Here is a 19,811-nt window from a genome sequence, read left to right as displayed (position 1 = left end):
AAGATGGTCAAATATCAGAATATTCTGGTGGTTATCAATCCAGAAGAGGAGCGTCAAATCGCCCTCGAACGGGCAGTCAAAGTCGCCGAGCTGGACGAAAACGCCCATCTGACCCTGCTGCTCACCATCTATGACTTCTCGTATGAAATGACCGCCATGCTCTCGGTGGACGAGCGGCAAGAGATGCGTGATGGCGTCATTTCACAGCGACGTGAGTGGCTGGACGAGATCCTGACCCCCTATCGGGCACAGGGGATCGAATGCGAAGTGAAAGTAGTCTGGCACAATCGTCCCTTCGAGTGCGTCATTCAGGAAGTGCTGGAGCAGCGCCACGATCTGGTGGTCAAAGCCACTCACCATCACAGCTTCCTGCAAACCTTCATCTTTACCCCCACCGACTGGCACCTGCTGCGCAAATGCCCCTGTCCGGTGCTGCTGGTCAAGGAGGGTCACTGGCAACGGGGCGGCAACATCATCGCCGCCATCAACTGCTCAAGCGACGATCCGGATCAGAAACTGCTCAACGAACGGATCACCCAGGAGGGGAGCGACATCGCCGAGCTGCTGGGCTCCAACCTCTATCTGGTCAACACCTACCCGGGCACTCCGGTCAACGTGGCCATCGAGCTGCCGGAGTTTGACCCCAACGCCTACAACGAGGCGATCCGTAAACACCACGAAAGCCTGCTGCTCAGCCATGCCGACAAGTTCGGGATCGGTCATCTCTGGACCCGGGTTGCAGAGGGGCTACCGGAAGAGGTGTTGCCGGATATGGCCGAAGAGCTCAAAGCAACCTTGATGATCATGGGCTGCGTCGGCCGTACCGGTCTTTCTGCAGCTTTGCTCGGCAATACAGCCGAACATGTGATTGACCGCCTCTCCTGCGACATCCTGATCCTCAAACCGGCGGACTACAGCTGCCCGGTCGACAGTCGTCGCAATCAATCATAAGGTGCCTGGCACCTTGCCCTCCCCCGGGACATGGCTATAATAACGCGCTTATTTGTGTCCCGGGTTTTACGAGCATGCTAGAAGAGCTGAACGCCAAAGAAAAATACAGTTTCAACAAACTGCAGAAGCGCCTGCGGCGCAACGTAGGTCAGGCCATTGCCGACTTCAACATGATTGAAGAGGGCGACAAGGTCATGGTCTGCCTCTCCGGCGGCAAGGACAGCTTCGGTATGCTCGACATACTGATGAGCCTCAAAGCCAGTGCCCCCATCCATTTCGATCTGGTTGCCGTCAACCTGGATCAGAAGCAGCCCGGCTTCCCCGAGCATGTGCTGCCCGAGTATCTGGATTCCCTCGGCATCGAGTACAAGATCGTCGAGGAAGATACCTACTCCATCGTCAAAGAGAAGGTACCGGAAGGCAAAACCACCTGCTCCCTCTGCTCACGGCTGCGCCGCGGTATTCTCTATCGCACCGCCCAGGAGCTGGGTTGCACCAAGATTGCCCTTGGCCACCACCGCGACGACATCCTCGAGACCCTGTTCCTCAACATGTTCTACGGTGGCAAGCTCAAATCCATGCCGCCCAAGCTGGTGAGCGACGATGGCAAGAACGTGGTGATCCGCCCGCTGGCTTACTGCAAAGAGAAGGATCTGGTCCGCTACGCCGACGTCAAAGCCTTCCCCATCATTCCGTGCAACCTGTGCGGCTCGCAGGAGAACCTGCAGCGTCAGGCCATCAAGCAGATGATGCAGGATTGGGATCGCCGCTTCCCCGGTCGTATCGAGACCATGTTCACCGCCATTCAGGACGTGATCCCGAGCCACCTGCTCGACCACAAGCTGTTTGACTTCAAGAGCATCAACCGTGACTCCGGCATCATTGATGGCGGCGACAAGGCGTTTGATCCGCCCGAGATGCCAAAAGCCCCGCTGCTGGATATCGACGAGATGGACATGCTGGATGTGATTGAAGTGCGCTAAGCCGCGCTCACAGGGCAAACGCCACGCAATAAAAAAGGAGCGATGATCGCTCCTTTTTGCTTTCTGGATTGGCCCGTCACTACGGTGACACCGCCACCGGCCTCACCCCTTGCGCAACCAGGGGGTCAGTCGCAGCACGTCACCCTGCAGGCGCAGTTGCCCGGCAGCGAACGCGGCCAGTTGCTCATTGCTAAGCAACAGATGGCCTTCCTGCAAGGGCAGCGCTTCCTGACGGGCGCCATCAATCAGATAAGCAGTGCCGCTCTGCTGCACCAGGGTAATGCGTACCCCTTCCATCTTCGGCAGGAAGTGCTTGCCGACCATGCCCGCCATCTTGTCGAGCAGCGACTGCATTTGCTTCTGACGGGCCGCCAGCTCGGCCAGCGGCAGCTCGGGGCCATTTGGTACGTCGGCCATCACCTGTACCGTCATATCGCATGTGGCGTGCTCTTCTTTCAGGCCGACGGTCACGATCCCCTTGTCGAGGTTGAGATCCTCATCAAAAGGCAGGCGCAGTTCGCTATCGACCGTTACCTCGCCCGCCACTTCCTTGCTGTCGGTTGCAACCCGGGCAAAGGTGAGGCCACAGCGCTGACCATTTTGCGGATCGGTCAGATAAAACCCCAGTCTGGCGTGACCAAACTCCCCTTTGGCAAAAGTTTTCATCTGGCTGTAGAAGGTGCTGTATTGCAGCTCCAGCACCGGCTCAGCCAGCGCCAGCCCTGGCAGCAAGAGCGTGGTCAGCAGACTCTGGCGCACAGCCTTGGTCACTCCATATCGACGGGTCATTCAACGTCCTTTTGCATCATGCATTGAAATGGTTGGGGCCTTCTGTCACCTCGTTGACCTCTACCCCCACCCCGCAGAGATCCCGATAGAGGATCCCCTTGCAGTTGAAATAGAGCGGTGCCACCCAGATAAGCCCCAACCCCATGGGGATCAGAGCCAGGAAGAAGAGCGCGGTCATCACGCCGTGGAACAGCACAATGCTGGGCCAGCCGCGTGCAAAGAGTTTGAGAGAGACCAGAATGGCCTGGGGTGGCGTCAGGCCGCGCTCCAGCACCAGCGGGACGGTAAAGAGCAGCCCCATGCCGATCAGGGCCGAGGGGATGAAAGAGAGTACGGCGGGCAATCCCAGCAGATCGAACAGCGGGCCAAACAGGCTGGTGAGCAGACTGCCAAGCAGGCTCAACATGCCAAGACGCACAAAGTGGCGGAAGAAATCGAACACCCGGTTGGCTCTAGCGCGCACTCCGACCGACTGCTGCAACCCCAGCATATCGAGGGAGCTGGTCATGGGGGCCATCACCACCGTCATCAGCAAGCTCAGCACCATGGCCACATTCATCTGGCTGTCATCCCCCAGATAGGGCAACAGCAGCACATTGCTTAGCAGGATCCAGATCGCCGTCACCCCGACAATCGCCAGCAGCAGGCCAAATCCGGTACGGCGGGTCTGTTGCCATCCCTCCTGGATGACCCCTTTCAGATCAAGGCGGTAGCCCTGGTTCAGAGACTGCTCAAGGGAGCCGCCAATACGCATTTTATTACTCAATTGACTATCCAATATCGAAAACGACCAAATCAGGTGGCACATTATAGCGATTTGGTCTGCTATTCGTAGCCGTTTTTCCTGCGCACTTGCGGCTAATTCGGGCCAAAAAGCCTTTAATTTCATGTGTCGGCTGCATAGAATGCGGCCCTCTTTCAACACGATGGCCACTGGCTGGGGTGAGACTGGCGGATGATGAACAATCCACAGGTAATTGTCGCGCTGAACAAGATCAGCAAAAAATACGATGGCAAGGTGATCCTGAGTGACCTTGACCTTGAAATCTATGACGGTGAATTTCTTACCCTGCTGGGTCCTTCCGGCTGTGGCAAGACCACCCTGCTGCGCCTGCTGGCCGGGCTCGAATCGGTCGATGGTGGCACCATCCATCTGGCCGGTGACGAGATCACCCATATCCCCGCCGAACACAGGCACATCAACACCGTGTTCCAGAGCTATGCGCTCTTCCCCCATATGACGGTGTTTGAAAACGTCGCCTTTGGCCTTCAGATGCAGAAGGTGCCCGCCAGCGAGATCCGCCAGCGGGTCGAGGAGACCCTCGCCATGGTGCAGCTCACCGAGCTGGCCAACCGCCGCCCGGACCAGCTCTCCGGCGGTCAGCAGCAACGGGTCGCCATCGCCCGCGCCGTGGTCAACAAGCCCCGCCTGCTGCTGCTTGACGAATCCCTCTCGGCGCTCGACTACAAGCTGCGCAAGCAGATGCAGAGCGAGCTCAAAGCGTTGCAGCGTCGCCTTGGCATCACCTTTGTCTTCGTTACCCATGATCAGGAAGAGGCACTCACCATGTCTGATCGCATCCTGGTGATGGAGGGAGGCAAGATCATCCAGCGCGGCACCCCGCGCGATATCTATGAATCGCCAGCCAATCTGTTCGTGGCCCGCTTTATCGGCGAGATCAACGTGATGGATGGCAAGCTGATCAGCCAGCGCGAACCCGGTATCTGGCAGGCCGAGGTAGAAGGTCGCGAATGCCTGCTCCATACTACCTTGCCGTTCCAGCCAGACGAGAAGGTACTGGTGCTGCTGCGACCGGAAGATCTGCGCATTCTCGATCAGGATGACGATCAGCGCGGTGCGCTGCGGGGCAATATCCGCGAGCGTAACTACAAGGGGGCGACGCTGGATTCGGTGATCGAGCTCGAAAGTGGCAAACAGCTGCTTATCTCCGAGTTCTTCGACGAGGATGACCCCGACTTTGACTACCGTCTGGGTCAGGAGGTGGCGATCCACTGGGTTGACAGCTGGGAGGTGGTGCTGCCCTATGAGCCTCACTAATCTGCGGGTGCCGCACAGCTTTGCCCACAATGGCTTTCGCAACGGGGCCATCGCGCTGATCCTGGGCTGGCTGACGCTGTTTGTCTTCCTGCCCAACCTGATGATCATCGGCGTCAGCTTCCTGACCCGTGACGAGTCCGAGCTTATCGCGCCGCTCTTTACCCTGAGCAACTATGGCCGCCTGCTGGACCCCCTCTATTTCGAGGTGCTGCTCCACTCCCTCTGGCTGGCGCTGCTCGCCACCGCCATCTGCTTGCTGGTGGGCTACCCCTTTGCCTGGCTGCTGGCTCATCTGCCAGCGCGTATCCGCCCGCTGCTGCTGTTTCTGGTGGTGGTGCCGTTCTGGACCAACTCCCTCATTCGTACCTATGCGCTGAAAGTGCTGCTCGGCACCCGGGGGCTCATCAATGGCTGGCTGCTGGATCTGGGGCTTATCGAGCGACCGCTGCAGATGATGTATACCGAGGTTGCCGTCATCATCGGGTTGGTCTATGTGCTGCTCCCCTTTATGGTGCTGCCGCTCTACTCCAGCATCGAGAAGCTGGATGGCCGTTTGCTGGAGGCGGCGCGAGATCTTGGCGCCAACGGCTGGCAGCGACTGGTGCGGATCATCCTGCCCCTCACCCTGCCCGGCATCATCGCCGGTTGTCTGCTGGTGTTCCTGCCCGCCATGGGGATGTTCTACGTCTCCGACTTGCTGGGGGGCGCCAAGCACCTGCTGATCGGCAACCTGATCAAGACCCAGTTCCTCAACAGCCGTGACTGGCCCTTTGGCGCCGCCATCAGCGTGATGCTGACGGTGCTGATGGCGCTCTTGGTCTACTGCTACTGGCGGGCGGGCAAGCTGCTCAGCAAGAAGGGAGAGCTGGCATGATGCGCGCACTGAAGGCTCTATTCCTGCTGCTGGTGTTTGGCTATCTCTATGTGCCCATCGGGGTGCTGATCGCCAACTCCTTCAACCTGTCGAAATATGGCATCGACTGGCGCGGCTTTACCCTGGGCTGGTATGAGAAGCTGTTTGCCAGCGCCAGCCTGATGCAGGCGGCCCAGCACTCCCTGACCATCGCCGCCCTCACCGCCACCGCGGCCACCCTGATCGGCACCCTCACCGCCGTAGCGCTGTTTCGCTATCGCTTTCGCGGCAAACAGTACGTGAGCGGCATGCTGTTTGTGGTGATGATGTCCCCCGATATCGTCATGGCCATCTCCCTGCTGACCCTGTTTGTGGTGACCGGCATTGCGCTCGGCTTCTGGTCGCTACTGATCGCCCACATCACCTTCTGCCTGCCGTTCGTGGTGATCACCGTCTACTCACGGCTGTGCGGCTTCGATGTACGGATGCTGGAGGCAGCGCGGGATCTGGGGGCTGGCGAGTGGATCATCCTGCGCCGCATCATACTGCCGCTGGCCCTGCCGGCGGTGATGGCGGGCTGGCTGCTCTCCTTTACCCTGTCGCTGGATGACGTGGTGGTGAGCTCCTTTGTTACCGGCCCGGCCTACGAGATCCTGCCGCTCAAGATCTACTCCATGGTCAAGGTGGGGGTCTCCCCCGAGGTCAACGCCCTGGCCACCCTGATGCTGGTCGCCTCCCTCGGGATGGTGCTGCTGGCACAACTGTTACTGCGCAAACGGCAGGGTTGACCCTGCCCGTTTCGTCCCCGCCATCTTTGGCGAACTCTGTCACGGTGGGCCGCAAGGCCCCATAACCCCAAGGAGTTGTTGATGACAATCCAACACAAGGCCGGCGCCCTGCTGGCAGCCGCCCTCACCCTCACCACCCCGCTGCTGAGCCAAAGCGCTCACGCGGCCGACGACAAGGTGGTCTACTTCTACAACTGGTCGGAATATGTGCCGGATGGCCTGCTGGAGCAGTTCCAGCAAGAGACCGGCATCAAGGTGATCTACTCCACCTACGAATCCAACGAGACCCTCTACGCCAAGCTGAAAACCCATGGCGACGGCTATGACGTGGTGGTGCCCAGCACCTACTTCATCTCGAAAATGGCCAAAGAGGGGATGCTGCAGCCGCTGGATCGCGCCCAGCTGCCCAACTTCAAGCACCTCGACCCCACCCTGCTCAACCACGAGTACGACCCGGACAACCGCTACTCCATCCCCTATATCTGGGGCGCAACCGGGATCGGCACCAACACCGACATCATCGAGCAACCGGTTACCAGCTGGAAGCAGCTCTGGGCGCCGGAGTGGAAAGAGAGCCTGCTGCTGATGGACGATGCCCGCGAGGTGTTCCATATCGCGCTGGTGCAACTGGGCTACAGCCCCAACACCCAGGACAAGGCGCAAATTGCCGAAGCGTTCGAATACCTGAAAAAGCTGATGCCCAACGTCAAGGCGTTCAACTCCGACAACCCGGCCGACCCCTTTATCGCCGGTGAGGTCAATATCGGTATGCTGTGGAACGGCTCGGCCTACGGCGCCCAGCGCGAATACCCCTCCATCCAGATGACCTACCCCGAAGAAGGGGCGGTACTCTGGATGGACAACCTCGCCATCCCGGCCAAGGCCAAGCATGTGAAGGAAGCCCACGCCCTGATCAACTTCCTGATGCGCCCCGATGTGGCCGCCAAGGTGGCCGAGGCAATTGGCTACCCCACCCCGGTCAAGGATGCCATTCCCCTGCTCACCCCGGCGTTTCGCAACAACCCCATGGTCTTCCCGAGCGACGAGATCAAACGCAAGGGCGAGTTCCAGTCCGATGTGGGTGATGCCTCCCGCCTCTACGAGCAGTATTTCCTGCAGTTGAAAGCCATGGTGGCCAAGGCCGGTTAAATCGGCGGTTAATCGCCCTTCACGGGCTTAATGGATAAAGGGGGCAATCGCCCCCTTTTTAGTCTTTCAGGTTTATGACGCAGAACCACAGCAGCCCATCAATCTAAATATCGGCGAACCTTGTTCAGAGCACACATTCAGCCAGATATCTGCCCCACACGTTGTGTTGGAGATATATAGCGATTGAGAGGGGGTAACAAAATAACAGTTGTTAGCAATGATATTTTAATGAGACAAATTATTCCTTCCATATTTTGTTCACAACTGTTATGGACATTGCTACAAACACAATAAGAAATGAGGCAGTAAAGAATGCAGCTAGCCCTGTGCACCAATCAACCCAAGTAGGATATATTTTTTGCAGCATTGGTTTAAAGACCAAATCTGCCAGTCCGGCCGCCCCCATTACCCCAAAAACAGCAGTTATCCAGCGATCCATCCTAGCTCTTTGTTTTTCAGCCTTATAACGTCCCTCATCCAAATACCATCTTGCCTGCTCTTTCCCTGATGCAATGAGACCAATCGTTCCTGCAGAATTCATTAAATACTCGAGAGAATCTGTTATCTCACCAGCTTTGCTTGATTTATGAATTACTGAATCGAAACTTGCTAGCGTCTTATAAGCATACACTAATTGTTCGTCGGATGGCGGATCCTCTGCGATGGCACATGCTCGCGCAACACGAATATTGTGATACTCGAAATGTTCAGCCCTAGCTTGGTTTCCTAACAGACAGAATCTAGTGCTGGGATCATCCCAAGCATTATCAGAAGTAGAGGTCGCCCGCAGCCATGTCCAGAGCAAAACAGATCGATTGCCATGTAAGCAATAATCATTAAATAGACGGAGATCTGGAGGTAGTGGTGGCGGAGCCTTCATCCCCGCAGAGCGAGAGAGTATTCTAGACATCGACTGACCATATTCACTAAATAACTTATCCTTAGAATCTGGCTGGTCTACAAACCTCATTAATGAAATCGAGGGTCGCCCTTGCCATAATAGTACACCTGCCGCATTTACATTCTTTCTATCGTCAATTGATATTACTTGAGACACAATTGCATTAACATAAATAGATCTACAGAGGTCTATTGTTCCTTCCCAATCTGTATGCCCCTCTGAACCTGCAATTTGATGGAGGATCCATTGCGCCCCTTGCAAATCAAATTTGCGACCTTCTTTGTTAAGCTCATTATCAAGTTCGGCCTTTGCAGTAAGTCGCATTTTTTCGATTAACTTGCGAGTCTTTCGGCTAACAACACGCTGCCCAGCAATAGATATCGAATCCTCGAATGCATCAAATAAAAGTAGCTCACCATCTATTTTTTGAAGTGATGCATCAACCCAAACTGATTTAAAGTAGCGCTGAAATAAATTAACAACACCATTAATAAACTCATCTTCACTCAGCTCATCCCATGTTGTATCAAGCTGAAAACAGATGCACATAAGTCCATCTGCATGAAGTTTCAACCATGGATAAATCGGAAGGGTAATATCGTCATTTTCTAGCACGATAGGAGGAAGAGCTGCGCGCAAATACGGAGAAACCTGGCTTGCTTCATCGTTTTCTATTCGTCGTTCATGAAAAGAAAAATCCAAACATAAAATTAGGTCTTCAACGACATTCTGCGACATAGATTCGCTAAAATTGACAGTCCAATTATCATCCCACCGACGCCCCTGCGGGCGAAGCCATTCGATCTGAATCCGACCACACGAATCAAGATATAGCGCTTTCAAATCTGAGAAAAAAACTGTTTTAACCGTTCCAGTCTTTAAAAGCTCCTTGGCCGTTTTTAGGAGATTGACTTGATTGACATCAAGGCCAATTGCATAATTGTAGAAGCAGTTTACCTGTTTTACCCGCAGGTTTCTTGATTCGACCATCATAGCTAGTTCTTCAAATGGTGGATTATTGGAGCACCTTTACATCATCAATGTAGTGATGCAGGTAACAATTTATTCAGAGAAAAATACCACACAGTTAATTACTTTGGTGGAAAATTATCGATCATGCTGATTTATATTTGAATACTTATGAAAATTAACGTTCACATACTGCAAGAAATCAAAGCCACTGAGAATGCTATTTCCTCCCCAGTCCTGTCAATATCAACAGCACCTCTGGAGTCAGCGCTCCTATCAAGTTCAACATCCGCCAATCCGTAGTTTTGCCTAAGGGGTTTAAGATGTGGACAAACAACAAGGCAGCCAAAGCCGATTAATTCTGCGCTTTTTCATTACCCCTCAGGGGTGTAGATTGGCTGTGGGGGCAAGCGTTGCCCCCTCTCTTTTTTCATGACTGCCCGTGGAACTCCGCGAAGCAAGGTTTCGCAAGTATCGCGGGTGGCCTGAGCCAATCAGGAGTATTCATGTCCGATCTGACCCTCTATTTCGCTCCCGGCACTTGTGCCATGGCCGTGCAGATTGCCCTGCTGGAAGCAAATGCTCCGTTCCAACCCCGTCTCGTCAACCTCGCCGCAGGGGAACAGCGTGACCCTGCGTATCTTGCCATCAACCCCAAAGGACGGGTGCCAGCCCTTGTCACCGAGCAGGGCCCCCTGACCGAGACCCCGGCCCTGCTGCTCTATGTGGCGCAGCGCTTCCCCGATGCCAAACTGGCGCCGCTGGACAATCCGTTCCTGCTGGCCCGCATGCAGGAGGTCAACAGCTTCCTCGCCTCCACCGTGCATGTCTCCCACGCCCACGGTCGCCGTGGCAGCCGCTGGGCCGATGACGAGCAAGCCATTGCCGCCATGCAGCAAAAAGTCGCCAGCAATATGCGCGATGGCTTTGCCCAGATTGAGCAGCACTATCTGGCAGGCCCCTGGGTGCTGGGCGAGCAGTTCAGCGTGGCGGATATCTATCTGTTCGTGGTCGCGGGCTGGCTGAAAAACGATGGGGTCGAGATCAGTGAATTCCCCAAAGTGGCCGATCATTATCGCCGAATGCTAACCCGTCCAGCGGTCGCCAAGGCACTGGCTAACTAACCATAAAATCAATAGCTCGATAAATAACAAGGGTGTCAGGGCTCTGCTGACACCCTTCCTGCCTCCTCCCCTGCACTTCTTCTCCCGCCTTTGAGATCGTTTTCACATTTCCGTGGTTTTGCCGTGGCCCTTCCTTAGTAAAAAGCCTATCTTTGCGCCATGAAGCAACCGGTTGCGTAACCGGTTGCCTAGCGGTTCACAGATTGACGGGCCAAGGCCTGATGAGGTGCTGTATGAAACGAGGCGTACTGCTCAATGCTCCCCTGAGTGCTCTGGTGGCACAGATGGGCCACACCGACGAGATCACCGTCTGCGATGCAGGCTTGCCCATTCCGGCAGGTCCGGAGCGGATCGATCTGGCGCTGATGGCGGGGACGCCCAGCCTTGCAACCGTACTGACCGCCCTGCTCACCGAGCTGGTGGTGGAGAAGGTGATCATGGCAAGCGAGATCAAGCAGATCAGCCCCGCCGCCCATCAGGCGCTGGTCGATCAGCTTGAGGCCCACGCCGCCGCCCAGGGCAAGCCCATCGCCATCGAATACTGCCTGCATGAGGAGTTCAAAACCCGATCCCGCCAGAGCAAGGCCATCGTGCGCAGCGGCGAGGTGACTCCCTACGCCAACCTGATCCTCTGCGCCGGTGTGGCGTTCTGACATTCTTCAAAGAAGGCCTCTTCAAGGAAGCTGCAAATGAGCACAACCTCCCCCCTCTCACCCATTCTGGAGCTGACCGGGATCGTCAAGACCTTTCCCGGTGTGCGCGCCCTCGACGAAGCGGGTCTGCGGGTCTATCCGGGCCAGGTGATGGCCCTGCTCGGTGAAAATGGCGCCGGCAAATCCACCCTGATGAAGGTGCTGACCGGCATCTATCAGGCCGATGCGGGCAGCGTCAGCTATCGCGGTCAACCGGTTCACTTCAAGGGGCCGCGCGACTCTCAGGATCAGGGGATCAGCATCATCCATCAGGAGCTGAACCTGCTGCCGGAGTTGTCGATTGCCGCCAACATCTTCCTCGGTCGCGAGCCGCGTACCCGTTTTGGCAGCATCGACCACCAACAGCTCCGCGAGCGGGCAAGCGGCCTGTTGGCACGACTTGGCGTCAAACACGGGCCGGATACCCGACTCGGGGATCTCTCCATCGGCGAACAGCAGATGGTGGAGATCGCCAAGGCGCTGTCGTTCGATGCCAGCGTCATCATCATGGACGAACCCACCGATGCGTTGACCGATACCGAGACCGAGCAGCTGTTCAAAGTGATCCGCGAGCTGCGTGAGCAAGGTTGCGGCATCGTCTATATCTCCCACCGCCTCAAGGAGATCTTCGAGATCTGCGATCGGGTCACTGTGCTGCGCGATGGCAAGTGGATCGGCGAGAAGGCGGTGAGCGATCTGGATGAAGACAAGATCATCGAGATGATGGTGGGTCGCCGGCTGGAAGAGCAGTATCCGCGTCTTGAGCGCGAGCTCGGCCCCGTCAGCCTGCAGGTGAAAGATCTGGCCGGTCCCGGCGTGCGCGGGGTGAGTTTCTCCCTGCGTCAGGGTGAAATTCTGGGCTTCAGCGGCCTGATGGGCTCCGGCCGCACCGAGCTGATGAAGCTTATCTATGGCGCCAGCCCCATCAGCGCCGGTGAAGTGCAAGTTGATGGCCATGCTCTGGTGCCCAAAAGCCCGGCCGACGGGTTGGCCGCAGGCATCGCCTATATCTCCGAAGATCGCAAGGGGGATGGGCTGGTGCTGGAGCTGTCGGTGCGCGAAAACATGAGTCTGTGCGCCCTCGACGAGTTCATCAGCAACGGCAAGATCGATGGCAAGGCCGAGCGGCAGGCGGTGAGCGACTATGTGCGTCTGTTCAACATCAAGACCCCGAGTCAGGATCAGCTGATAAAGCTGCTCTCCGGCGGCAACCAGCAGAAGGTGGCCATCGCCAAGGGACTGCTGACCCGGCCCAAGGTACTGATCCTCGACGAGCCGACCCGCGGCGTCGACGTGGGGGCGAAAAAGGAAATTTATCAGCTGATCAACCAGTTCAAGAAGGAGGGGATGAGCATCATTCTGGTCTCCTCCGAGATGCCGGAAGTGCTCAGCATGAGTGATCGCATCATGGTGATGCACGAAGGGCGCATCAGCGCAGAGTTCAACACCCGCGATGCCAATCAGGAGAAGCTGATGGCGGCGGCAGTCGGTAAACAGTGGCAAGCAGAGCAAGAGGCATCCCAATGACAACCCAAACCCTTTCCCGCCGTGGCGTCATGAGCAAGGCGTGGTGGATCGAGAACAAATCCCTGGTCGCGCTGCTGGTCCTGATTGGTGTGGTCTCCTTTCTGAGCCCCAACTTCTTCACCGCCGACAACCTGCTCAACATCCTGCGCCAAACCTCGGTCAACGCCATCATGGCGGTCGGTATGACGCTGGTTATCCTTACCGCCGGTATCGATCTGTCGGTCGGCTCTGTGCTTGCCCTGTGCGGCGCGCTGGCCGCCACCATGGTCGCCATGGAGCTGCCCATCTGGCTGGTGGTGCCCCTCACCCTGGGTGCCGGTGCCCTGCTGGGCGGCGTCAGCGGCCTCATCATTGCCAAGGGCAAGGTGCAGGCATTTATCGCCACCCTGGTCACCATGACCGCCCTGCGCGGCATCACCATGGTCTATACCGAAGGTCGCCCCATCTCCACCGGTTTCAGTGACGGCGCCGATCACTTCGCCTGGCTCGGTACCGGTTACCTGTTCGGTCTGCCGGTGCCCATCTGGCTGATGGCCATCGTCTTCCTGCTCGCCTGGTTCATGCTCAACCATACCCGTCTCGGTCGCTACATCTACGCGCTGGGTGGCAACGAATCGGCTACCCGCCTCTCCGGTATCAATGTGGATCGGGTGAAGCTGGCGGTGTATGGTCTGTGCGGCGCGCTCTCGGCACTGGCAGGGCTTATCGTTACCTCTCGTCTCTCCTCTGCCCAGCCGACGGCGGGCATGGGTTACGAGCTGGATGCCATCGCCGCAGTGGTGCTGGGTGGTACCAGCCTGATGGGCGGCAAGGGCCGCATCATGGGGACCCTGATCGGTGCCTTGATCATCGGCTTCCTGAATAACGCCCTCAACCTGCTCGACGTATCCTCCTATTACCAGATGATCGCCAAGGCCAGCGTGATCTTGCTTGCCGTGATGATCGATAACAAAAGCAATCGTTGATAAGACAAGCCACACACAAGGAATGAAATGATGAAAAAGCTCAATTCCCTGCTCGCTGCCGCCATTATGTCCGTGCTGGGCACCGCCCATGCCGCCGATCAAACCCTGGCCATGGTGGTCTCCACCCTCAACAACCCCTTCTTCGTCACCATGAAAGAGGGTGCCGAAGCCAAGGCCAAGGAGCTTGGCTACGAGCTGGTGGTACTGGACTCCCAGAATGACCCGGCCAAAGAGCTCTCCAACATGGAAGATCTCACCGTACGCAAGGTCGGCGCCATCCTGATCAACCCCACCGATTCCGAAGCGGTCGGCAACGCTATTCGTCTGGCCAATCGCGCCAATATCCCGGTACTGACTCTGGACCGCGGCGCCGCGCAGGGTGAGGTCAAGGCTCACATTGCTTCCGACAACGTGGCGGGCGGCAAGCTGGCCGGTGACTTTATCACCGAGAAACTGGGTACAGGTGCCAAGGTGATCCAGCTGGAAGGGATTGCCGGTACCTCCGCCGCCCGCGACCGTGGCGAAGGTTTTGCCCTGGCCGTGGCGGCCAACAAGCTGCAGGTGCTGGCTTCCCAGCCTGCCGACTTTGACCGCACCAAGGGTCTGAACGTCATGGAAAACCTGCTGGCGGCCCACCCGACCGTTCAGGCTGTGTTCGCCCAGAACGACGAGATGGCGCTGGGTGCCATCCGCGCGGTGCAGGCTGCCGGTAAAGAGGTGATGATCGTCGGCTTCGACGGCACTGACGATGGCAAAGCCGCCGTTGCCAAGGGTAAACTGGCCGCCACGGTGGCCCAGCAGCCTGCCCTGATCGGTGCCATCGGCGTCGAGACTGCCGACAAGGTGCTGAAAGGTCAGCCGGTAGAGAAATCCATCCCGGTACCGCTGCAAGTAGTCAGCAAGTAAGTTCTCGAGGGGAGGTTCGCCTCCCCTTTTCCCTCTCGTTCAGGTGCCTCCCGGCTTGGGCTCACGCCATCACAGTGTTCAAGCCAAGATGCATCAGGAGTAGTCAACATGAATCGTCTCGTCGTTCTGGGCAGTGTCAATGCAGACCATGTGCTGCGCGTTCCCCACTTTCCTCGCCCGGGTGAAACCCTGACCGGCCACAGCTATCAGGTAGTGCCCGGTGGCAAGGGGGCCAATCAGGCAGTCGCTGCCGCCCGCCTCGGTGCCGCCGTCTCCTTTATCGCCCGCATCGGTGATGACGCCATCGGCCACCAGATGAAAGCCGGCTTTGCCAAAGATGGCATCGACGTCAGTGCCGTCGAGCTCGATCCCAAGCTCCCGACCGGTATCGCCATCATCTATGTGAGCGATGAGGGGGAGAACAGTATCGGTATCTCCGCCGAAGCCAACGGGGCCATCACTCCGGCTGTGGTGAAAAACCACGAAGCCATGATCGCCGACGCCCACACCCTGCTGTTGCAACTGGAAGTGCCGCTCGAGAGCGTCCATGAGGCTGCACGGCTGGCTCACGCCCACGGCACCCGGGTGCTGCTCAACCCCGCCCCCGCCCGTCCGCTCTCAAGCGAGCTGCTGGCACTGGTGGACCTTATCACCCCCAACCAGACCGAAGCCGAGCTGTTGACCGGCGTCAAAGTCACCGACGAAGCGAGCGCCCGCAAGGCGGCCGCCCGCTTCCACCAGATGGGAATTGCGGATGTGATGATCACCTTGGGGTCGCAGGGGGTCTATTGCAGCAACGCACAGCAGCAACAGCTGATCCCGGGCTTTCGGGTCAAGGCGGTGGATACCACTGCCGCGGGCGATACCTTCAACGGCGCCCTGCTGGCGGCGGAACTGGCCGGAGCCGATTTCCACGGTGCGGTGCGCTTTGCCCACGGGGCGGCGGCACTCTCCGTCACCCGGTTCGGCGCCCAGAGCTCCATCCCGAGCAAGCAGGAGGTCGACGCCTTCCTGCTTGAGCAGACTGCGCAGGGGCACTGATGGCCAATATCAAGGAGGTGGCGGCGCTGGCGGGGGTCTCCACCACCACCGTCTCCCATGTCATCAACGAGACCCGCTTTGTGGCCGAGGAGACCCGTGAGCGGGTCTTCGCTGCCATGCGCGAGCTCAACTATGCCCCGAGTCTGGTGGCCCGCAGCCTTAAGGTGAAGGAGACCAACAGTATCGGCATGCTGGTCACCACCTCCAGCAACCCCTTCTTTGCCGAAGTGGTGCGCGGGGTGGAGCGTTACTGCTTCGAGCAGGGCTACAACCTGATGCTGGGCAACACCGAAGGTCAGGCGGAAACCGCTCTCTCCTACCTCAAGATGATGCTGCGCAAGCGGGTCGATGGCCTGCTCATCATGTGTAGCGAGGGCCAACAAGAGGTGTTCAATCAGCTCGACTGGCTCAAGAGCCTGCCAGTGGTGGTGATGGATTGGGGTCTGGTCAGCGAAGATGTGGATCTTATCGCCGACAACTCCTTCCACGGTGGTTATCTCGCGACCCGCCATCTGATTGAACTGGGCCATACCGCCATCGGCTGTATCACAGGCCCCCACAGCCGCGCCCCCGCCAACCAGCGCCAAGCTGGCTTCGAGCAGGCGTTGCAGGAGGCAGGTCTCATCGTCAATCAGGAGTGGATCCAGGAGGGGGACTTTGATTGCGCCAGCGGCCATCAGGCGATGACCCGTCTGCTGGCATTGCCCGAGCGCCCCACCGCCCTCTTTGTCTGCAACGACATGATGGCGATGGGGGCCATCAGTGCCGCCCATCAGGCGGGGCTGGTGATCCCGCGGGATATCTCCATCGTTGGCTATGACAATGTGGCGCTGGCCGAATTTATGTCGCCACCGCTCACCACCGTCAACCAACCCAAAGAGGAGCTGGGGCGCCTTGCCGTCACCCGCCTGCTGGCGCGGATCAACGGCGAAGCGGTGGAGAATCACCTGATCACCGTCGACCCTGACCTGGTGATCAGACAATCCTGCACCCCTCGCACCTGACGTTCAGGGGCAATAAACGAAACAAGGCGACCCCGAGGTCGCCTTGTTTCGTTTTATCTCTGCCGTGCAATACCGCTTTTTGCCCTCAGGCCAGCGACCGGGTCTCCCTGGCCGCCAGCACTTGCAGTGGCACCAGCCCCAATCGTCTGGCCAGAGGCTGCAACAACTCGCCATCATCATCACCCTGCGGCAACCAGTAGCGAACAGGCCAGCCGGCGGCCAACTGCGCCGCGGTGGTGCTGCCAATCTCTCTGAGTGCCAGAGTGCAACCCTGCTGCCGCAATCCTGCCAGCAAGGCACTATCCTGCTGCAGCGTCGGTATCAGCAACACCAGCGGCGTACGGGAAGACCCCGGCAGATAGGCCAGTAAATGGGTCAGTTGCGCCTGGTTGTCGAGCGGGACCAGCAGTGCTCGACCATCGGCATACTGCGCCTCGTGCGTTTGCAGCACCCGGGCCAACACGGGCCCCAGCACACCGCACTCCTGCAGCCAGCGCATGTGGCAGGGCGCCCCCTGCTCACGCCACTCAAGCGCCAATTGCCACAGCTCGTTGCCCTGCCCGTCCGTCAGCGCCTGCAATGCCACTCGCAGCGGGGCTGGCTCGCGCCCCGCCAACCACTCTCGCAGCTGATGAAGCTGCTGCTGACTCAACTGCAACTGCTGCAGCATGGCAGGCTCAAACCAGCTGATCGCCCCCTCCTGGCTACGTTTGGCCTGGTTAAGGGCCAGGATGGCCTGATCCAGCAACCGGGCGGCATCCTGTTGCTGCGCCTTGGCGACCCCGAGCCGACAGGCCAGATCGAAGCTGCACTCCCGGGTCACGAACTCGAAATGGAGCAGATCCACCAGCTCATGAATGGCGGTTTCCAGCGCATCATTCGCCTTGGTCAGCACCACGGCAAATTCATCTCCGCCGAGCCGGTAAGCGTGGCTGCCATGGGCCTGCTGCAGCTTGTTGGCCACCATCTGCAACAGCCGATCACCGACCTGATAACCCAGCAGATCATTGACCTGCTTGAAGCGCTTGAGATCGAGCACCACCAAAGCGCTCACATCATCGGCATGCAGAGCGCGAGAGAGCTGCTCCTGCAGGGCACGGCGGTTGCCAAGCTGGGTCAGGGGATCGAGCAGAGCAAGCCGACGGTTCGCCAGATTGGCGCGAATGAGGGCTGCGACCAGAGCGCCACCGGTCAGCAACAGTATCAGTTGCCAGATCTGCAGCCAGAACAGGCTGTTGCGGATCTGGCTGACCGAATGCTCCCGTTCCTGACCGGAGAGGATCTGATCCCCTATCTGTTCGACGAGACGGGTCTGGCTGGCGATCGCCTCCTGCAAGCGGGCAAGCTCAGCCCCCTCGCGCAGCGCACCGGCCTCCATCTGGGGTTCGAGCTGCTTGATCTGCTCGAACAGGGTGGCCAGCACCTTGCCGAGCCCGTGCCGCTGGCGCATCTCGGCGGTTTCACTGCTGATGAGGAAGATGTCGAGCCGGTTCCACAGCAGATCGTAATCGAGGCTCAGGGTCTCCATCGACAATCTGCCAGCCCGATAGAGCTGCAGGTCGTAGAGGAAACGCTGGGATTCGAGCATCACCTGGCTGATGTTCCAGTGGACATTGCGGTAGAAAGTATCGACCAGCTGCTCCTGCCGATACTGCAGATAGAGGCTGCTGCCGGACGAGAGCAGAAACAGCAGCGACACCGCAACCAACAGCAGATTTTGGCGGGATAGCCCCATCAATCGACGATCTCGATGCGGGTCACCTGCCACACCATGCAGTTGTGAATGGCAGGCACGTCCAGCTTGGGATAGGTGGTGAACGGGATGAGCAGCCAGAGCGGCCCCTTGTTACGCCGGGTCAGCGGTTTGCCGTCCTCCTGACGCACCAGGGTCAGCGGCACGCCGTCGAACAGGGCCAGATCCACCACCTGCTGATAACCGTTGAGGGCCGAGACGGCGATCTTGCGGGCATCTTGGATCCCTTGCGCCGCCAGCACGGCTGACAGGGTCGGCCCGCGATAGTGGTGGGCGCCCTGAGTCCAGGGGGTAGTCGTGGTGAATTCGGTCTGTGGCAAGGCGGAGAGGGCCGCCTCATCGAGGGTCACCTGCTGGCCATCTGGCAGTACCAGGGTCATCAGGGGGATGGAGGCCGATGCACTGGCACTGGCCAGCATCAGGAGAAAAAAAGCGATCCATTGCTTTACTGCGGTCATGGTAATTTGCGCCAACTGCGTCCCATTTTTTAAATGGTTGCCAGTGTGGCGATTTCACCGAACCATTGCAACTGTCCCGTCGCACAGTAGCTCAGGGACCGCGCATCTCCATCCAGTTGTGCCCCTCGACTTGCCTCGGTTGATGAATGCCGCACGCCTCCAGCAACTCATCGACATAGGCGGGCACCAGCAGGGAGGCTGGGCCATAGCGTTTCTCGTCAAACTGGCTGCCCACTTCGCTCGGCTCGAGATTGAGCTCGATGGTGTGCGCCCCGTTCAATCCCGCTTCATGGACAAACCCGGCGGCCGGATAGACAGCGCCAGAGGTGCCGATGGAGATGAAGAGATCGCACTGGGCCAGCGCACTATAGATGCGATCCAGCCCGAGCGGCATTTCGCCAAACCAGACCACATGGGGACGCATCGGCTGGGGGAACTGGCAACAGGAGCAGAGCTCGTCCTGATGGAGATCACCGCGCCACTCGATCACCTGACCGGACTCGGGGCAGCGGGCCTTGAGCAGCTCCCCGTGCATATGGATAAGGTTCTTGCTGCCAGCGCTCTCGTGCAGATTGTCGATGTTCTGGGTGACCAGGGTGACTGTGCCGGGCAGCAGTCGCTCGAGGCGGGCCAGCGCATAGTGGGCCGGATTGGGGTGAACCTGGGGCTGTTGCAGCTGCTTGCGGCGGGAGTTGTAAAAGCGCAGCACCAGTTCGGGATCCCGGGCATACCCCTCGGGGGTCGCCACGTCCTCGACCTTGTGTTCTTCCCACAAACCGTCGCAGGCACGAAAAGTCTTGATGCCGGATTCGGCAGAGATCCCCGCTCCGGTCAGGATCACGATATGTTTATATGACTGCGCCATAAGCTGCTCCGTCTATCCCCGCACAATAAATGTG

At 58.4% G+C, this 19,811-nt stretch carries 19 protein-coding genes; 13 read left to right on the top strand and 6 right to left on the bottom strand.

The window, feature by feature from the left end; genetic code table 11:
- Positions 1–3 precede the first annotated feature (3 nt).
- Together uspE and ttcA are read left to right on the top strand one after the other, a co-directional pair.
- Positions 4–951, top strand: a complete 948-nt coding sequence (uspE, locus tag ACTG2B_RS10275) for a universal stress protein UspE (RefSeq protein ID WP_005345417.1) — start codon at positions 4–6, stop codon at positions 949–951.
- 74 nt (positions 952–1,025) lie between these two features.
- Positions 1,026–1,934 carry a tRNA 2-thiocytidine(32) synthetase TtcA gene (ttcA, locus tag ACTG2B_RS10270; protein WP_302247057.1) on the top strand — a complete coding sequence of 303 codons (909 nt, stop codon included), beginning with the start codon at positions 1,026–1,028 and terminating at the stop codon, positions 1,932–1,934.
- A 102-nt stretch (positions 1,935–2,036) separates the two neighbouring features.
- Here ttcA and ACTG2B_RS10265 read toward each other — a convergent pair whose 3' ends face one another.
- Together ACTG2B_RS10265 and ACTG2B_RS10260 are read right to left on the bottom strand one after the other, a co-directional pair.
- Positions 2,037–2,723 (bottom strand): DUF2987 domain-containing protein, encoded by a 687-nt coding sequence (locus ACTG2B_RS10265; protein ID WP_439995678.1) that lies wholly within the window; start codon positions 2,721–2,723, stop codon positions 2,037–2,039.
- A 16-nt stretch (positions 2,724–2,739) separates the two neighbouring features.
- A complete protein-coding gene (locus tag ACTG2B_RS10260) occupies positions 2,740–3,477 on the bottom strand; it encodes a hypothetical protein (RefSeq protein WP_439996924.1) in 738 nt (245 codons plus the stop codon).
- Between the two features lie 201 nt (positions 3,478–3,678).
- Between ACTG2B_RS10260 and potA the strand changes: the two genes are divergently transcribed.
- From potA to ACTG2B_RS10240, 4 genes are all read left to right on the top strand, one after another.
- Positions 3,679–4,782, top strand: a complete 1,104-nt coding sequence (gene potA, locus ACTG2B_RS10255; protein ID WP_439995677.1) for a spermidine/putrescine ABC transporter ATP-binding protein PotA — start codon at positions 3,679–3,681, stop codon at positions 4,780–4,782.
- Positions 4,769–5,656, top strand: a complete 888-nt coding sequence (gene potB / locus ACTG2B_RS10250) for a spermidine/putrescine ABC transporter permease PotB (protein ID WP_042083135.1) — start codon at positions 4,769–4,771, stop codon at positions 5,654–5,656. The genes potA and potB overlap by 14 nt, the downstream gene beginning before the upstream one ends.
- The gene (potC, locus tag ACTG2B_RS10245; RefSeq protein ID WP_005336644.1) at positions 5,653–6,423 is read left to right on the top strand and encodes a spermidine/putrescine ABC transporter permease PotC; all 771 of its coding nucleotides are present in this window, start codon (positions 5,653–5,655) and stop codon (positions 6,421–6,423) included. Before potB ends, potC begins: the two co-directional genes overlap by 4 nt.
- An 81-nt stretch (positions 6,424–6,504) precedes the next feature.
- Complete coding sequence (locus tag ACTG2B_RS10240) at positions 6,505–7,572, top strand: extracellular solute-binding protein (protein WP_005345409.1); 1,068 nt, start codon at positions 6,505–6,507, stop codon at positions 7,570–7,572.
- Positions 7,573–7,810: 238 nt separating this feature from the next.
- Here the strand turns inward: ACTG2B_RS10240 and ACTG2B_RS10235 are convergent, their stop codons facing one another.
- Positions 7,811–9,466 (bottom strand): hypothetical protein, encoded by a 1,656-nt coding sequence (locus tag ACTG2B_RS10235; RefSeq protein WP_439995676.1) that lies wholly within the window; start codon positions 9,464–9,466, stop codon positions 7,811–7,813.
- 482 nt (positions 9,467–9,948) lie between these two features.
- Here ACTG2B_RS10235 and ACTG2B_RS10230 point away from each other — a divergent pair, with 482 nt between their 5' ends.
- From ACTG2B_RS10230 to ACTG2B_RS10200, 7 genes are all read left to right on the top strand, one after another.
- The gene (locus ACTG2B_RS10230) at positions 9,949–10,566 is read left to right on the top strand and encodes a glutathione S-transferase family protein (protein ID WP_439995675.1); all 618 of its coding nucleotides are present in this window, start codon (positions 9,949–9,951) and stop codon (positions 10,564–10,566) included.
- 233 nt (positions 10,567–10,799) lie between these two features.
- Positions 10,800–11,219, top strand: coding sequence for a D-ribose pyranase (gene rbsD / locus ACTG2B_RS10225; RefSeq protein WP_439995674.1), 420 nt, complete (start codon positions 10,800–10,802; stop codon positions 11,217–11,219).
- Between the two features lie 36 nt (positions 11,220–11,255).
- Positions 11,256–12,785 (top strand): ribose ABC transporter ATP-binding protein RbsA, encoded by a 1,530-nt coding sequence (rbsA, locus tag ACTG2B_RS10220; RefSeq protein ID WP_439995673.1) that lies wholly within the window; start codon positions 11,256–11,258, stop codon positions 12,783–12,785.
- On the top strand, positions 12,782–13,750 hold the full coding sequence (gene rbsC, locus ACTG2B_RS10215) for a ribose ABC transporter permease (RefSeq protein WP_005336670.1): 969 nt from the start codon (positions 12,782–12,784) through the stop codon (positions 13,748–13,750). Before rbsA ends, rbsC begins: the two co-directional genes overlap by 4 nt.
- A gap of 30 nt (positions 13,751–13,780) precedes the next feature.
- Positions 13,781–14,656 (top strand): ribose ABC transporter substrate-binding protein RbsB, encoded by an 876-nt coding sequence (gene rbsB, locus ACTG2B_RS10210; protein WP_439995672.1) that lies wholly within the window; start codon positions 13,781–13,783, stop codon positions 14,654–14,656.
- A gap of 108 nt (positions 14,657–14,764) precedes the next feature.
- Positions 14,765–15,697: a ribokinase gene (rbsK, locus tag ACTG2B_RS10205; protein ID WP_439995671.1), complete on the top strand. Its 933-nt coding sequence runs from the start codon at positions 14,765–14,767 to the stop codon at positions 15,695–15,697.
- On the top strand, positions 15,697–16,701 hold the full coding sequence (locus ACTG2B_RS10200; protein ID WP_323926448.1) for a substrate-binding domain-containing protein: 1,005 nt from the start codon (positions 15,697–15,699) through the stop codon (positions 16,699–16,701). The genes rbsK and ACTG2B_RS10200 overlap by 1 nt, the downstream gene beginning before the upstream one ends.
- A gap of 85 nt (positions 16,702–16,786) precedes the next feature.
- On the opposite strand, the gene ACTG2B_RS10195 is transcribed toward ACTG2B_RS10200, so the two are convergent.
- The 3 genes from ACTG2B_RS10195 to cobB form a co-directional block, all read right to left on the bottom strand.
- Positions 16,787–18,436 (bottom strand): diguanylate cyclase domain-containing protein, encoded by a 1,650-nt coding sequence (locus ACTG2B_RS10195; RefSeq protein WP_439995670.1) that lies wholly within the window; start codon positions 18,434–18,436, stop codon positions 16,787–16,789.
- A complete protein-coding gene (locus tag ACTG2B_RS10190) occupies positions 18,436–18,912 on the bottom strand; it encodes a hypothetical protein (protein WP_167567247.1) in 477 nt (158 codons plus the stop codon). The genes ACTG2B_RS10195 and ACTG2B_RS10190 overlap by 1 nt, the downstream gene beginning before the upstream one ends.
- A gap of 91 nt (positions 18,913–19,003) precedes the next feature.
- The gene (gene cobB, locus ACTG2B_RS10185; protein ID WP_005351956.1) at positions 19,004–19,777 is read right to left on the bottom strand and encodes a Sir2 family NAD+-dependent deacetylase; all 774 of its coding nucleotides are present in this window, start codon (positions 19,775–19,777) and stop codon (positions 19,004–19,006) included.
- Positions 19,778–19,811 lie beyond the last annotated feature (34 nt).

Source organism: Aeromonas sp. 30P, assembly GCF_051919805.1.
GTDB classification, from domain to species: Bacteria; Pseudomonadota; Gammaproteobacteria; order Enterobacterales; family Aeromonadaceae; genus Aeromonas; species Aeromonas veronii.
This window is presented reverse-complemented; position numbering and strand designations above follow the sequence as displayed.

Bases quoted from the DNA above. Each gene is read 5' to 3' on its own strand.
- uspE (WP_005345417.1), top strand. From the start codon at position 4: ATGGTCAAATATCAGAATATTCTGGTGGTTATCAATCCAGAAGAGGAG.
- ttcA (WP_302247057.1), top strand. From the start codon at position 1,026: ATGCTAGAAGAGCTGAACGCCAAAGAAAAATACAGTTTCAACAAACTG.
- ACTG2B_RS10265 (WP_439995678.1), bottom strand. From the start codon at position 2,723: ATGACCCGTCGATATGGAGTGACCAAGGCTGTGCGCCAGAGTCTGCTG.
- ACTG2B_RS10260 (WP_439996924.1), bottom strand. From the start codon at position 3,477: ATGCGTATTGGCGGCTCCCTTGAGCAGTCTCTGAACCAGGGCTACCGC.
- potA (WP_439995677.1), top strand. From the start codon at position 3,679: ATGATGAACAATCCACAGGTAATTGTCGCGCTGAACAAGATCAGCAAA.
- potB (WP_042083135.1), top strand. From the start codon at position 4,769: ATGAGCCTCACTAATCTGCGGGTGCCGCACAGCTTTGCCCACAATGGC.
- potC (WP_005336644.1), top strand. From the start codon at position 5,653: ATGATGCGCGCACTGAAGGCTCTATTCCTGCTGCTGGTGTTTGGCTAT.
- ACTG2B_RS10240 (WP_005345409.1), top strand. From the start codon at position 6,505: ATGACAATCCAACACAAGGCCGGCGCCCTGCTGGCAGCCGCCCTCACC.
- ACTG2B_RS10235 (WP_439995676.1), bottom strand. From the start codon at position 9,466: ATGATGGTCGAATCAAGAAACCTGCGGGTAAAACAGGTAAACTGCTTC.
- ACTG2B_RS10230 (WP_439995675.1), top strand. From the start codon at position 9,949: ATGTCCGATCTGACCCTCTATTTCGCTCCCGGCACTTGTGCCATGGCC.
- rbsD (WP_439995674.1), top strand. From the start codon at position 10,800: ATGAAACGAGGCGTACTGCTCAATGCTCCCCTGAGTGCTCTGGTGGCA.
- rbsA (WP_439995673.1), top strand. From the start codon at position 11,256: ATGAGCACAACCTCCCCCCTCTCACCCATTCTGGAGCTGACCGGGATC.
- rbsC (WP_005336670.1), top strand. From the start codon at position 12,782: ATGACAACCCAAACCCTTTCCCGCCGTGGCGTCATGAGCAAGGCGTGG.
- rbsB (WP_439995672.1), top strand. From the start codon at position 13,781: ATGAAAAAGCTCAATTCCCTGCTCGCTGCCGCCATTATGTCCGTGCTG.
- rbsK (WP_439995671.1), top strand. From the start codon at position 14,765: ATGAATCGTCTCGTCGTTCTGGGCAGTGTCAATGCAGACCATGTGCTG.
- ACTG2B_RS10200 (WP_323926448.1), top strand. From the start codon at position 15,697: ATGGCCAATATCAAGGAGGTGGCGGCGCTGGCGGGGGTCTCCACCACC.
- ACTG2B_RS10195 (WP_439995670.1), bottom strand. From the start codon at position 18,436: ATGGGGCTATCCCGCCAAAATCTGCTGTTGGTTGCGGTGTCGCTGCTG.
- ACTG2B_RS10190 (WP_167567247.1), bottom strand. From the start codon at position 18,912: ATGACCGCAGTAAAGCAATGGATCGCTTTTTTTCTCCTGATGCTGGCC.
- cobB (WP_005351956.1), bottom strand. From the start codon at position 19,777: ATGGCGCAGTCATATAAACATATCGTGATCCTGACCGGAGCGGGGATC.